The 13,310-nt window shown below is 63.2% G+C and carries 12 protein-coding genes; 8 read left to right on the top strand and 4 right to left on the bottom strand.

Translation table 11 applies throughout. The features are described 5' to 3' along the window. The first annotated feature begins 127 nt into the window (after positions 1-127). Positions 128-358, top strand: coding sequence for a DUF1127 domain-containing protein (locus LOY26_RS26060; RefSeq protein ID WP_033702284.1), 231 nt, complete (start codon positions 128-130; stop codon positions 356-358). Between the two features lie 92 nt (positions 359-450). Here LOY26_RS26060 and LOY26_RS26055 read toward each other — a convergent pair whose 3' ends face one another. Further along, positions 451-1,743 carry an FAD-binding oxidoreductase gene (locus tag LOY26_RS26055; protein ID WP_186663729.1) on the bottom strand — a complete coding sequence of 431 codons (1,293 nt, stop codon included), beginning with the start codon at positions 1,741-1,743 and terminating at the stop codon, positions 451-453. Positions 1,744-1,904: 161 nt separating this feature from the next. Between LOY26_RS26055 and LOY26_RS26050 the strand changes: the two genes are divergently transcribed. After that, positions 1,905-2,258, top strand: a complete 354-nt coding sequence (locus tag LOY26_RS26050; RefSeq protein ID WP_033702279.1) for a YkgJ family cysteine cluster protein — start codon at positions 1,905-1,907, stop codon at positions 2,256-2,258. Positions 2,259-2,260: 2 nt separating this feature from the next. Here the strand turns inward: LOY26_RS26050 and dadR are convergent, their stop codons facing one another. Further along, positions 2,261-2,749, bottom strand: coding sequence for a transcriptional regulator DadR (dadR, locus tag LOY26_RS26045; protein WP_003258963.1), 489 nt, complete (start codon positions 2,747-2,749; stop codon positions 2,261-2,263). Between the two features lie 155 nt (positions 2,750-2,904). On the opposite strand from dadR, the gene dadA reads away from it, so the two are divergent. The 5 genes from dadA (at position 2,905) to LOY26_RS26020 (ending at position 8,586) form a co-directional block, all read left to right on the top strand. Continuing rightward, complete coding sequence (gene dadA, locus LOY26_RS26040; protein WP_033702277.1) at positions 2,905-4,206, top strand: D-amino acid dehydrogenase; 1,302 nt, start codon at positions 2,905-2,907, stop codon at positions 4,204-4,206. Positions 4,207-4,294: 88 nt separating this feature from the next. Then, on the top strand, positions 4,295-5,368 hold the full coding sequence (gene alr, locus LOY26_RS26035) for an alanine racemase (RefSeq protein ID WP_258714248.1): 1,074 nt from the start codon (positions 4,295-4,297) through the stop codon (positions 5,366-5,368). 123 nt (positions 5,369-5,491) lie between these two features. Continuing rightward, positions 5,492-6,040, top strand: a complete 549-nt coding sequence (locus LOY26_RS26030; RefSeq protein WP_033702273.1) for a cupin domain-containing protein — start codon at positions 5,492-5,494, stop codon at positions 6,038-6,040. 154 nt (positions 6,041-6,194) lie between these two features. Beyond that, positions 6,195-6,599 carry a cytochrome c5 family protein gene (locus LOY26_RS26025; protein WP_186655657.1) on the top strand — a complete coding sequence of 135 codons (405 nt, stop codon included), beginning with the start codon at positions 6,195-6,197 and terminating at the stop codon, positions 6,597-6,599. A gap of 127 nt (positions 6,600-6,726) precedes the next feature. Further along, positions 6,727-8,586: an acetyl-CoA hydrolase/transferase C-terminal domain-containing protein gene (locus LOY26_RS26020; protein WP_258714247.1), complete on the top strand. Its 1,860-nt coding sequence runs from the start codon at positions 6,727-6,729 to the stop codon at positions 8,584-8,586. 94 nt (positions 8,587-8,680) lie between these two features. Here the strand turns inward: LOY26_RS26020 and LOY26_RS26015 are convergent, their stop codons facing one another. Together LOY26_RS26015 and rep are read right to left on the bottom strand one after the other, a co-directional pair. Beyond that, positions 8,681-9,253 (bottom strand): xanthine phosphoribosyltransferase, encoded by a 573-nt coding sequence (locus tag LOY26_RS26015; RefSeq protein WP_033702269.1) that lies wholly within the window; start codon positions 9,251-9,253, stop codon positions 8,681-8,683. A 65-nt stretch (positions 9,254-9,318) separates the two neighbouring features. Further along, positions 9,319-11,328, bottom strand: a complete 2,010-nt coding sequence (gene rep, locus LOY26_RS26010; protein WP_033702267.1) for a DNA helicase Rep — start codon at positions 11,326-11,328, stop codon at positions 9,319-9,321. Between the two features lie 285 nt (positions 11,329-11,613). On the opposite strand from rep, the gene LOY26_RS26005 reads away from it, so the two are divergent. Then, entirely contained in the window at positions 11,614-13,278 is a 1,665-nt protein-coding gene (locus LOY26_RS26005) for a bifunctional diguanylate cyclase/phosphodiesterase (protein ID WP_186657517.1), read from the top strand. The last annotated feature ends 32 nt before the right edge of the window (positions 13,279-13,310 follow it).

The raw sequence follows: 13,310 nt of genomic DNA, 5'->3' as shown, positions 1-13,310 counted from the left end.
ATACAGCATTCACCCGTCGATTCGCCAATTCTGTATGGGAATAATAAGCTGCTATTGGATCTGTATTGTCATCAGTGCCGACGCGCATGCTTGCTTCACGGTATCAACTGATCGGGAGAACGCAGCGATGGGTGGCATGAGCGATGTGCGCTTGCAACTGATGGCCAAGGAGCTGGAAACCGGGCAGCACGCCAAGGTCTTCAATGCGCCGGCAGGCCTGAGCCGTTGGGGGCTGATGCTGCACCGCTGGCACACCCGCAGGGCCTTGTTGCAACTGACCGATGATGAATTGCGCGATGTCGGGCTGAGCTGGGAGCAGGCCCGAGAAGAGGGGCGTAAGCCATTTTGGAGGGATTGATTGAGGGCTACGAAGTGCATGGCTTGAGGGTGATGGTGGGGCGGAAATCGAGCGCCACCATCACCCTCAAGGCATGCTCCGCCTCACATCACCTAAACCCATTCCTTGAGCCGGTGCCAGAGCATCCCCAATGCCAGCAGTGGCGAGCGCAGGTGCTTGCCGCCCGGGAAGGTGATGTGCGGCACCTTGGCGAACAGGTCGAAGCGCCCGCTCTGCTGGCCGCTGATGGCCTCGCCAAGCAGGCGCCCGGCCAGGTGGGTGGCGTTGAGCCCATGGCCGGAATAGGCCTGGGCGTAGTAGACGTTCGGCTGGCTGGCCAAACGCCCGATCTGTGGCAGGCGGTTGGCCCCGATGCCAATCATGCCGCCCCATTGGAACTCGATGCGCACATCGGCCAATTGCGGGAATACCTTGAGCATCTTTGGCCGCATGTAGGCGGCAATGTCTTGCGGGTCGCGGCCGGAATAGTGGCAGGCACCGCCGAACAGCAGCCGCTGGTCGGCAGACAGCCGGTAGTAATCCAGCGCCACGCGCTGGTCGCACACGGCCATGTTCTGCGGCAGCAGCGCGCGGGCACGCGCGTCGCCCAGGGGCTCGGTGGCGATGATGTAGCTGCCGGCGGGCAGCACCTTGCCGCCCAGCTCGCGATTGAGGCCGTTGTGGTAGGCGTTGCAGCACAGTACCAAGGTCTTGGCACGGACCCGGCCTTGAGCGGTGTGTACCTTGACTTCGGGGCCGTACTCGATGCGCGTGACCTCTGACTGCTCGAACAGCCGCACGCCAAGGCGGCTGGCCACGGCCGCTTCGCCGAGGGCCAGGTTGAGCGGGTGCAGGTGGCCCGAGCCCATGTCGATCAGGCCGCCCACATAGCGGTCGGAGCCGACCACGCTGTGAATATCGTCTTTCGCCACCAGACGCAGCGCGTGGCGATACCCCAGGCTGCGCAATGCTTCGGCCTCTTCGGCAAAGCCTTGCAGCTCGCCAGGTTTGTTGGCCAGGTCGCAGTAGCCCCAGGTCAGGTCGCAGGCGATGTTGTAGCGCTCGACCCGCTCGCGGACGATCTCCACGGCCTCCAGGCCCATCAGCTTCATGCTGCGCACGCCTTCCTCGCCGATCACCGGGAGGAACTGCTCCAGGCCATGGCCGACACCGCGGATCAATTGCCCGCCGTTGCGCCCGCTAGCGCCCCAGCCGAGCTTGCGGGCTTCCAGCAGGATCACCGAGAGGCCACGTTCAGCCAGTTCGATCGCGGTGTTAAGGCCTGAATAGCCACCGCCAATGATGCACACGTCGGCGCTGTGCTCGCCTTGCAGGAAGGCATGATCGGCGTGTGGCGCGCTGCTGGCGGCGTAATAGGAAGCGGCGTGCTGCGCGCTATGGATCATGGGGCAGGTCCTGGGCTTTTGGGCAGAGGAGGGAGGATAAGCCGGGGTCGGAAGGTGGGCAACAAGGCGAGAGCCGCGTCCGCGTTCGCGGTTAAAGCTGCGCCCACAGGGCCGGTGCAATGGGCCTATAATTCACCCCACCTTCTTGCTCTGTACCCGCCATGTCCTGCAACCGCCACAAGATCCACTTCCTGCGCGAACTCATCCCTTCTTTCGAGTGCGAGCCCGGCTGCCACGACTGCTGCGGCCCGGTCACCACCTCGGCCGAAGAAATGGCCCGCCTGCCGCGCAAGACCGAGGCCGAGCAAGCCGCTGCGCTGCAGCACCTGGACTGCGTGCACTTGGGCCCCAACGGTTGCACAGTGTATGAAGAGCGCCCGATGATCTGCCGCCTGTTCGGCACCACCCCACGCATGGCCTGCCCGCGCGGCCGTGGCCCGGAGCAGATGATCGAGCCCGAGGCCGAGCAGCTCGTTCATCAATTCATTGCCACCACCCGCCAGGTGCTGGTCTAGCGTCAGTCCGGAATCGGCAGGCAGAGGCTCTCCTTCACCTCTTCCATCACGATGTAGCTCTTCGACTCGCGCACGTGCGGCAGCTTCAGCAGGATGTCGCCCAGCAGCTTGCGGTACGACGCCATCTCCGAAATACGCGCCTTTACCAGGTAGTCGAAATCGCCCGAAACCAGGTGGCACTCCAGCACATGGGGCAGCTTGAGCACCGCACGCCGAAACTCCTCGAAGGTGTCGCCAGACTTGTAGTCCAGGCTGATTTCGACGAACACCAGCAAGCTGCCCTTCAGGTGCTGCGGATTGAGCCGGGCGTTGTAGCCCATGATGATGCCCTCGCGTTCCAGGCGGCGGACGCGCTCGGTGCAAGGGGTGGTGGAAAGCCCAACTTTCTCGCCCAGTTCGGTGAAGGAAATACGCCCGTCATTCTGCAGGATCCGCAGTATGTTGCGGTCGATCTTGTCCAGTTCACGCTTGCTCTGGTGCTGGGTTCTCATAGGGGATGCCCCTCCGTGAAAGGCAATATTGCCGAGAATTCTCGCCAAATATAGGCTTTTATATAGTGAATTGCACTGGTCTGTAATTTTTATACTGCGCGCATCCATGCCATTTCAACAAAAGACAGCGGTGCGCCGCGTGCGAGGGATCAACAATGCGAGTTCTGGTACTTGGTAGCGGTGTGATCGGAACCGCCAGTGCCTATTATCTGGCCCGGCAAGGTTACGAAGTGACGGTGGTCGACCGCCAGCCGGCGGTAGCCATGGAAACCAGCTTCGCCAACGCAGGCCAGATCTCGCCCGGCTATGCCTCGCCCTGGGCCGCCCCGGGTGTACCGCTCAAGGCCATCAAGTGGTTGCTCGAACGCCACGCGCCCCTGGCCATCAAGCTGACCGGCGACGTTGACCAGTACCTGTGGATGGCACAGATGCTGCGCAACTGCACCGCCAGCCGTTATGCGGTGAACAAGGAACGCATGGTGCGTCTGTCCGAGTACAGCCGTGATTGCCTCGACGAGCTGCGTGCCGAAACCGGCATCGCTTATGAAGCCCGCACCCTGGGCACCACCCAGTTGTTCCGCACCCAGGCGCAGGTCGATGCCGCCGCCAAAGACATCGCCGTGCTCGAGCAGTCCGGTGTGCCTTATGAACTGCTCGACCGCGATGGCATCGCCCGCGTCGAACCGGCCCTGGCCGGGGTAAAAGACATTCTGGCCGGTGCCCTGCGCCTGCCCAACGACCAGACCGGCGACTGCCAGCTGTTCACCACCAAGCTTGCCGACATGGCGCTGAAGCTGGGTGTGGAGTTCCGCTTCGGCCAGGACATCCAACGCCTGGACTTCGCCGGCGACCGCATCAATGGCGTTTGGATCGACGGCAAGCTGGAAACCGCCGACCGCTACGTGCTGGCCCTGGGCAGCTATTCGCCGCAGATGCTCAAGCCGCTGGGTATCAAGGCGCCGGTTTACCCGCTCAAGGGTTACTCGCTGACGGTGCCGATCACCAACGCCGACATGGCGCCGACCTCGACCATTCTCGATGAAACCTACAAGGTCGCCATCACCCGTTTCGACAACCGCATCCGCGTCGGCGGCATGGCTGAGATCGCCGGTTTTGACCTGTCGCTGAACCCGCGTCGACGCGAAACGCTGGAGATGATCGTCAACGACCTTTATCCTCGCGGCGGTGACCTGAGCCAAGCCAGTTTCTGGACCGGCCTGCGCCCGGCGACCCCGGACGGTACACCGATCGTGGGTGCCACTGCGTTCCGTAACCTGTTCCTGAACACCGGTCACGGGACCTTGGGCTGGACCATGGCGTGCGGTTCGGGTCGCCTGCTGGCAGACCTGATTGCGCGCAAGAAGCCGCAGATCAGTGCCGAAGGCCTGGATATTTCCCGTTATGGCAACAGCCGGGAAGCCACCAAGCAAGGCCAGACCGCGCCCGTGCATCAATGATTTGAAGGCCTGCGCTGGCCTCTTCGCGGGGTTACCTGCGAAGAGGCAAACACCGTTATTAAACTGAACCACCATAAGGCATGCCGCCATGCGTCCCGCCCGCGCCCTGATCGACCTCCAGGCCCTGCGCCACAACTACCGCCTTGCCCGTGAACTGACCGGCGCCAAAGCCCTTGCTGTGATCAAGGCCGATGCCTACGGCCACGGCGCGGTGCGTTGCGCCCTGGCACTGGAGGCCGAAGCCGATGGCTTTGCCGTGGCCTGCATCGAAGAAGCGCTGGAGCTGCGCGCAGCTGGCATCAAGGCGCCAGTGCTGTTGCTCGAAGGCTTCTTCGAGGCCAGCGAACTGGCCCTGATCGCCGAGCACGACCTGTGGTGCGTGGTGCATTCGCTGTGGCAGCTTGAAGCAATCGAAAAGACCCAGGTGCACAAGCCGCTGACCGTCTGGCTGAAGCTCGACAGCGGCATGCACCGCGTCGGCTTGCACCCCAAGGATTATCACGAGGCGTATCAGCGGCTGCTGGCTACTGGCAGCGTCCTGCGCATCGTATTGATGAGCCATTTCGCCCGTGCCGACGAACTGGACGCCGACGCCACCGCCGAGCAGATCGCGGTGTTCGAGGCCGCGCGCCAGGGGCTGGCTGCCGAGTGCAGCTTGCGCAACTCGCCCGGGGTGCTGGCGTGGCCACAGGCGGGTGGCGACTGGGTGCGCCCGGGCCTCATGCTGTATGGCGCCACCCCCTTCGAAGTCGCCCAGGCCGAGGCTGAGCGCCTGCAACCAGTGATGACCCTGCAATCGCGGGTCATCAGCGTGCGCGAGCTGCCGGCCGGCGAGCCGGTGGGCTACGGCGCCAAGTTCATCGGCACGCGGCCGACCCGCGTCGGCGTGGTCGCCATGGGCTATGCCGATGGCTACCCACGCCAGGCGCCCAATGGCACCCCGGTGATGGTCGCGGGCAAGCGCAGCCAGCTGATTGGCCGGGTGTCGATGGACATGCTGTGCATCGACCTGACCGATGTGCCCGATGCTACCGTGGGCAGCCCGGTGGAGCTGTGGGGCAAGCAGGTGCTGGCCAGCGAGGTGGCTGCCCATGCCGGCACCATTCCGTACCAGATCTTCTGCAACCTCAAGCGGGTGCCGAGGGACTACTGTGGTGAGTAGGTGCGACGAATAAGACGCTGAAGCGGACAGGTTGCAGGGTGGTGTGTTGTAAATACTGAACGGCATTGCCATGATATCGTTCACATTCACCCCCCTCTCTACCCGTTTCAGGAGGCTCCAGCTTTGGACGTCGGCGAACGACTGCAAGCCATCCGCAAGCTCAAGGGCCTGTCACAACGTGAGCTCGCCAAGCGCGCGGGTGTCACCAACAGCACCATCTCGATGATCGAGAAAAACAGCGTCAGCCCTTCGATCAGTTCGCTGCGCAAGGTGCTGAGCGGCATTCCGATGTCCATGGTCGAGTTCTTTTCGGTCGAACTGGCCGCCGAGAGCCCTACGCAGGTCGTCTACAAGGCCCATGAGCTGATCGACATCTCGGACGGTGCGGTGACCATGAAGCTGGTGGGCAAGTCGCACCCCAACCGCGCCATTGCGTTTCTCACCGAGGTCTACCCACCGGGTGCCGACACCGGCGCCGAGATGCTTACCCACGACGGTGAAGAGACCGGCATCCTGCTTGAAGGGCGGCTTGAGCTGGTGGTCGGCAACGAGATTTTCATCCTCGAAGAGGGCGACAGCTACTACTTCGAAAGTACCCGCCCGCACCGCTTTCGCAACCCCTTCAAGGAACCTGCCCGGTTGATCAGCGCCGCAACGCCTTCAAACTTTTGATCCAGCGCAGTGCATTGTTTCGGCAATACCCCTTTCCTGTGTGGGGTCGTTTCACGGCCTCTGGGTTCCCGCTATACTTTTCAACGCTCGCCGATCCGTGGCCGCGAGCGTGATTAGCCACCATGAGGGTGTACGCGTGAACCAAATCAAGAAGATGCTGGCCGTACCAGCAGCCGTATTCGCCCTCTGGGCAATGAGCGCAACCGCTGCAACCAATGACGACATCGCCAAGCGCCTAGAGCCGGTGGGCCAGGTGTGCGTCCAGGGCCAGGAGTGCAAGGGCATGGAGGTGGCCGCTGCGGCGGCTGGCGGCGCTGCCAAGACGCCGGACGACATCATCGCCAAGCACTGCAATGCCTGCCATGGCACCGGCTTGCTGGGCGCACCGAAAATCGGCGATACCGCCGCGTGGAAGGAACGTGCCGACCACCAGGGCGGCCTGGATGGCATCCTGGCCAAGGCCATTACCGGTATCAATGCCATGCCGCCGAAGGGCACCTGTGCCGATTGCTCGGATGATGACCTGATGGGTGCGATCAAGAAGATGTCGGGGTTGTAAGCAGCCGCTCAATTGCATGAGGCCCGCCTTTGATGGCGGGCTTTGTATATGTGCAGCCAGTGCCGGCAACCAACCCGCTGAACCCCATGTCCAACCCCTGACCCCATGGAAGACTCAGGAGGCCAAGATGCACCTCTGCTCCATCGATCAGGCAGTCGACCAGGCGCTGTCGCGCCTGCCGGCCCACATTCACATGGGCCTGCCGCTGGGCCTTGGCAAACCCAACGCCTTCGTCAATGCGCTGTACGCCCGAGTGCGCGAACTGCCCGAGCGCCAGCTGACGATCTACACCGCCTTGTCCCTTGGCCGTCCACCCTTGGGCGACGGCTTGCAGCGGCGCTTCCTCGAGCCCTTCATCGAGCGTGTGTTCGCCGATTACGAAGACCTCACCTACCTCGCCGACTTGCGCAACGACCAACTGCCGCCGAACATCCGCGTCGAGCAGTTCTTCATGCAGCCCGGCAGCCTGCTGCACAGCGAGAGCGCCCAGCAGGACTACGTCAGCAGCAACTACAGCCACGCCGCCCGCGATATCAACGCCAAGGGCCTTAACCTGATTGCCCAGCTGGTGGCCGCCACGCCAGAAAAGCCCGTGCACCTGAGCTTGGCCTGTAACCCCGACATCACCCTCGACCTGCTGCCGATGATCGCCAAGCGCCGCGCGGCCGGTGAAACCATTCTCATGCTTGGCCAGGTGCATGCCGAGCTGCCCTACATGCCGGGTGACTCGGAGCTGAGCATCGACGCATTCGACCTGCTGATCGATGAGGTGGAGCAACGCCGGCTGTTCTCCACGCCGAACATGCCGGTCACCACCCAGGACCATTGCATCGGCCTGCACGCCAGCACCCTGGTGCGTGATGGCGGCACCTTGCAGATAGGCATCGGCGCCATGGGCGATGCCGTGGCCGCTGCGCTGTTAGCGCGCCAGGGCGACAATGCGGGCTATCGGGCATTGATGGATGAACTGGATGTTGCCCCTTGGCAAACCCTGATCCAGCGGGAAGGGGGGCTGGATGCCTTCGCCCAAGGCCTCTACGGATGCAGTGAAATGTTCGTCAACGGCCTGCTGGCGCTGGCTGAGGCGGGCGTGGTGCGGCGCCCGGCAGACGAGCAGGGCGTACTGGTGCATGGCGGTTTTTTCCTCGGCCCACGGGCGTTCTACCAACGCTTGCGGGACATGCCGCTGGAGCAGCGCGCACGGTTTGCCATGACGCGTATCAGCTTCATCAATGAGCTGTATGGCCAGGAAGAACTGAAGCGCCACCAGCGCCGGGATGCGCGGTTCATCAATACGGTATTCACCATGACCCTGCTGGGCGCGGGGGTGGCCGACCAGCTGGAGGATGGCCGTGTGCTCAGCGGCGTGGGCGGGCAGTACAACTTCGTCGCCCAAGGCCACGCGCTGGAGGGCGGGCGATCGATACTGCTGTTACGTAGCTGGCGTGAGGCGGCGGGCGAGGTCAGCTCGAACCTGCTGTGGGCCTACGGCCACTGCACCATCCCCAGGCACCTGCGCGATATCGTGGTGACCGAGTACGGCATCGCCGACCTGCGCGGGCAGACCGACAGTGAAGTGATTGCGCGGTTGTTGGCGGTCAGTGATTCGAGGTTCCAGGGCGAGCTGATCGAACAGGCCAAGAAGGCCGGCAAGTTGGCCAGGGATTTCCAGCTGGAAGCACGCTTTACCGACAACACGCCAGAGCGCCTTGAGGCCATCCGGGCGCGCCATGCAGGGCTGTTTCCGGAGTATCCGCTGGGCACCGATTTCACGGCCGAAGAGCGTGACTTGCTGCGGGCGTTGAACTGGCTGAAGAGCAAGTTCAGGTTGAGCGAGGTACTGGGGCTGGGCAAGGCAGCGCTTGATGCGCCGGGGCCGGAGGGGTATGCGGCGCAGTTGGCGCGCATGGGGTTGGGGGATCCCCAAGGGCTGAAGGAAGAAATCTATCAGCGGTTATTGCTGGCGGGTTTGGCGGCGACCCGATAATTGTCGGGGCCGCAGAGCGGCCCTTTTGCGACGCAAGGCCGCTCCTGCAGGCTCGCGCGATCTGCTTCACCTATAGGAGCGGCCCCAACGGCGATCACTCGATGAAGCTGACCACACCACCTGCCAGCGACTTCACCCGCGCCAGCGATTCAACGCGGTAGCCCTGGCTGTCCAGCTCGGCACGGCCGCCCTGGAACGACTTCTCGATGACGATACCCAGCCCGGCCACCGTGGCGCCAGCTTGCTTGATAATCGAGATCAGTGCCTGCGACGCCTTGCCGTTGGCCAGGAAGTCATCGATCACCAGCACGCGGTCGCTGCTGTTGAGATGACGCGGCGAGATGGCCACGGTGTTCTCGGTCTGCTTGGTGAAGGAGTACACCGAGGCAGTCAGCAGGTTCTCGGTCAGGGTCAGCGACTGGTGCTTGCGCGCAAAGATCACCGGCACGCCCAGCTTCAGGCCCGTCATCACTGCCGGGGCAATGCCCGAGGCTTCGATGGTGACGATCTTGGTCACGCCGGCGTCGGCGAACAGGCGGGCGAACTCGTCACCGATCAGCTGCATCAGTGCAGGGTCGATCTGGTGGTTGAGAAACGCGTCGACTTTGAGAACCTGATCGGAAAGCACGATGCCTTCTTCGCGAATCTTCTGATGCAGTGCTTCCACTGTGGTTTTCCTCGATGTAGCAAAGGTGGCCGCAACAGCGGCAACGGTTAAAGAGTAAGGGTTGATCAGCGTTTGAGCATCGCCCGAATATCGGCCAGTGCGTTGTTGCCACGCGCAGCTTTGACTTCGACTGGCGCATCGTCCAGGCCTTCCCAGGCCAGGTCGTCCGGCGGCAGTTCGTCGAGGAACCGGCTCGGTGTGCAGTCGATGATCTCGCCGTACTGCTTGCGCTTGGCCGCAAAGGTGAAGGCCAGGGTCTGGCGCGCGCGGGTGATGCCCACGTAGGCCAGGCGGCGTTCTTCTTCGATGGTGTCGGCTTCGATGCTGGAGCGGTGCGGGAGGATCTCTTCTTCCATGCCCATGATGAACACGTAAGGGAATTCCAGCCCCTTGGAGGCATGCAGGGTCATCATCTGCACGCCTTCGGCGTTTTCTTCCTCTTCCTGCTGGCGCTCGAGCATGTCGCGCAGCACCAGCTTGCCGATGGCGTCCTCGATGGTCATGTCACCCTCTTCGTCCTTCTCGAGAGTGTTTTTCAGCGCTTCGACCAGGAACCAGACGTTGCTGATACGGAACTCCGCCGCCTTGTCGCTGGCGGTTTGCTGGCGGATCCAGTTCTCGTAGTCGATGTCGCGGATCATTTCGTGCAGCGCGGCGATCGGGTCGTCCAGCGCCACCTTGTGGCGCACACCGTCCAGCCAATGCTTGAAGCGCTGCAGGCGCTCGGTGTAACGGGCGTCCAGGTGCTCGCCCAGGCCCATCTCCTCGCTGGCGGCGTACATCGAGATACCGCGTTCGGTCGAATAGTTACCGAGCTTTTCCAGGGTCGTGGAGCCGATTTCCCGGCGCGGCACGTTGATGACCCGCAGGTAGGCGTTGTCGTCGTCGGGGTTCACCAGCAGGCGCAGGTAGGCCATGAGGTCCTTGACCTCCTGGCGGCCGAAGAAGCTGTTGCCGCCGGACAGGCGATACGGCACCTGGTGGTGCTGCAGCTTGAGTTCGATCAGCTTGGCCTGGTAGTTGCCTCGGTAGAGGATGGCGAAGTCGCTGTACGGGCGGTTGGTGCGCAGGTGCAGGGTGAGGATTTCCATGGCCACCCGCTCGGCCTCGGCTTCCTCGTTCTTGCAACGGATCACACGGATCTCGTCGCCCACGCCCATCTCGCTCCACAGCTGCTTTTCGAACGCGTGCGGGTTGTTGGCGATCAGCACGTTGGCGCAGCGCAGGATGCGGCTGGTGGAGCGGTAGTTCTGCTCCAGCATGACGATTTTAAGGGAGGGGTAGTCCTCCTTGAGCAGCATCAGGTTCTCGGGCCGCGCGCCGCGCCAGGCGTAGATCGACTGGTCGTCGTCGCCGACCACGGTGAACTGGTTGCGCATGCCGATCAGCATTTTCACCAGCAGGTACTGGCTGGCGTTGGTGTCCTGGTATTCGTCGACCAGCAGGTAGCGCACGCGGTTCTGCCAGCGCTCCAGCACCTCGGGGTGTTCCTGGAACAGCTTGACCGGCTGCAGGATCAGGTCGTCGAAGTCCACCGCGTTGAACGCCTTGAGCGTGCGCTGGTAGTGGGTATAGACGATGGCGGCGGTCTGCTCGCGCGGGTTGCGAGCCTTTTCCAGGGCCTCGGGGGGGAGGATCAAGTCGTTCTTCCAGGCACCGATCATGTTCTTGATCTCGTCGATGCCGTCGTCGCCGGAATACTCTTTCTGCATGATGTCCGACAGCAGTGCCTTGATGTCGGACTCGTCGAAGATCGAAAAACCAGGCTTGTAGCCCAGGCGCTCATGCTCCTTGCGGATGATGTTCAAGCCCAGGTTGTGGAAGGTGCACACGGTCAGGCCGCGGCCTTCCCCCGGCCGCAGCAGGGTGGCGACCCGCTCTTTCATCTCGCGCGCGGCCTTGTTGGTGAAGGTCATCGCCACGATGTACTGGGCACGGATGCCGCAGTTCTGGATGAGGTGGGCAATCTTGCGCGTGATCACGCTGGTCTTGCCGGAACCTGCACCGGCGAGCACCAAAAGAGGGCCGCCAACGTAGTCTCGGGCTTCCTGTTGCCGGGGATTGAGTCGGGACATGCTAGAAACCGGGGGTCGCCAGAAAATAGCCGCGCATTCTAACAGGCATGGGCCGGTTATGGCGCGACCGTCTGACGTCTGAGTCAGACTTTTGTCTGCGCATAAGCATTAGTCAGGCTCATGCTATTCATTGAAAAAATCGTATTTGCCGGTTGGGCTGGTTTCGCGCAGGATGCACGACAAAATGCGTCGGGGTGTACGTGTCTAAAAATGGAAATCATTTTCATTAATGCAGTAGCATACCTGGCCTCTGCCGCTGCCCCGTCCAAGCCCTAAGGAGCCCGCTTGTCCACGCCTGTCGAACCTCTGCGTTTGCTGCTGTTGGCTGATGAGCCGGAATGGGCCGTGCTGTTGCGTGAGTGCCTGCAGGCCCTTGGCGGCAGCGCAGTGTTGTTGACCGCACCTGACTGGGAGTCGGTCGACAGCCTGTTCAGCCATGACCGCCAGGCCGTGGTCCTGGCCACACCGGCCCTGCAGCCTGCCCCTGGGCGCTGCGAACTGCCCACCATCGTGCTGCTCGATCACGAGCCGGAGGTGGCGCCCGGCGGGGTCAGCGACTGGCTGGTGCGCGACCATCTCAATGCTGATACCTTGCGCCGCTCGCTGCGCCATGTGCGCGAGCGCGGCGTGCTAGTGGCCACCTTGCAACGCCTGGCCGAGCAGGACCCACTGACCGGCATCGCCAACCGCCAGGGGTTTCAGGCCTTGCTGACGGCGCGCCTGGCAGAAGGTGATGGCCGTGGCCTGGCCCTCGGCCACCTCGACCTGGACAACTTCCGCCACGTCAACGACGCCCTCGGCCACCAGAGCGGCGACCGCCTTATCCTGCAGGTGGTGCTGCGGCTCAAGCAGCAACTGGAAGCCGGTGACCTGGTGGCGCGACTGGGCAGCGACGAATTCGCCCTGCTGATCGATACCCGCCGTGACCCGAACCGGGCCGAGTGGATGGCCGAACGCATCATCGAGGCCTTGGCCGAGCCCTACTGGATCGACGGCGAAAGCCTGCTGCTCGGCTGCAGCCTGGGCCTGGCGCATGCCCGCGCGCAGAGCGGTGCCGACCCCCTGATGTGGCATGCGCATATCGCCATGCGCCAGGCCAAGGGCAGCCAAGGCTGTACCTTTCATGTCTTCAATGAACGCATCAACTGCAACGCCCGCAGCCTTGCCGACCTGGAAAGCGAGCTGCGCCGGGCCCTGCGCCGTGACGAGCTGGAGCTGCACTACCAGCCACGGCTGAACCTGGCCGATGGGCGTATTGTCGGCCTGGAGGCGTTGGTGCGCTGGCGCCATGCCGAACGCGGCCTGTTGCCGCCCAGCGAGTTCGTGCCGCTGGCCGAGCAGAGCGGGCTGATCGTGCCGCTGGGCTACTGGGTGATATCGCGCGCGCTGCGTGACATGCAGGCGCTGTGCGAGCATGGCCTGGCGCCGTTGCACATGGCAGTGAACCTGAGCTTTCGCCAGTTTCAGGACAGCCAGCTACTGACGACCCTGAGCCGGTTGATCATCGAACACGGGGTCGATGCCCGCTGGCTGGAGTTCGAGCTGACCGAGACGGCGGTCATGCGTCGCAACGAGCTGGTACGCCAGACCATGGATGCCCTGGGGCGCCTGGGCGTGCGGTTTTCCCTGGATGATTTCGGCACGGGGTTCTCATCGTTCGTGCACCTGAACAGCCTGCCGATCGCGTTGCTCAAGGTCGATCGCAGCTTTGTTGCCGAAATGGAAATGCGCGAAGAGAACCGCAAGCTGGTGCACGCGATGATCAACCTGGCGCACAACCTCAACCTTGAGGTGGTGGCCGAGGGGGTCGAGAGCGAGGCACAGATGGCCTTGCTGCGTGAGTTCGGCTGTGACCAGGTGCAGGGGTTTCTGGTCAGCAAGCCGCTGCCGGTAGGGGAGTTGATGGCGTTTTTGCAGGAAGGTGGCAAGCCGCACCTGGTCAGCGTGTGAAATAGCCGGGGAGGGCAACGCGCCCCCCGGGC

This window comes from Pseudomonas sp. B21-047 (assembly GCF_024748775.1).
Taxonomy (GTDB): domain Bacteria; phylum Pseudomonadota; class Gammaproteobacteria; order Pseudomonadales; family Pseudomonadaceae; genus Aquipseudomonas; species Aquipseudomonas capeferrum.
Note: the sequence above shows the minus strand (reverse complement) of the source record. Positions and strands in the feature narration are given on the sequence as shown.

Coding starts and splice junctions, on each gene's coding strand:
- alr (WP_258714248.1), top strand. CDS start 4,295: ATGCGTCCCGCCCGCGCCCTGATCGACCTCCAGGCCCTGCGCCACAAC.
- LOY26_RS26050 (WP_033702279.1), top strand. CDS start 1,905: ATGTCCTGCAACCGCCACAAGATCCACTTCCTGCGCGAACTCATCCCT.
- dadA (WP_033702277.1), top strand. CDS start 2,905: ATGCGAGTTCTGGTACTTGGTAGCGGTGTGATCGGAACCGCCAGTGCC.
- dadR (WP_003258963.1), bottom strand. CDS start 2,749: ATGAGAACCCAGCACCAGAGCAAGCGTGAACTGGACAAGATCGACCGC.
- LOY26_RS26025 (WP_186655657.1), top strand. CDS start 6,195: ATGCTGGCCGTACCAGCAGCCGTATTCGCCCTCTGGGCAATGAGCGCA.
- LOY26_RS26055 (WP_186663729.1), bottom strand. CDS start 1,743: ATGATCCATAGCGCGCAGCACGCCGCTTCCTATTACGCCGCCAGCAGC.
- rep (WP_033702267.1), bottom strand. CDS start 11,328: ATGTCCCGACTCAATCCCCGGCAACAGGAAGCCCGAGACTACGTTGGC.
- LOY26_RS26060 (WP_033702284.1), top strand. CDS start 128: ATGGGTGGCATGAGCGATGTGCGCTTGCAACTGATGGCCAAGGAGCTG.
- LOY26_RS26020 (WP_258714247.1), top strand. CDS start 6,727: ATGCACCTCTGCTCCATCGATCAGGCAGTCGACCAGGCGCTGTCGCGC.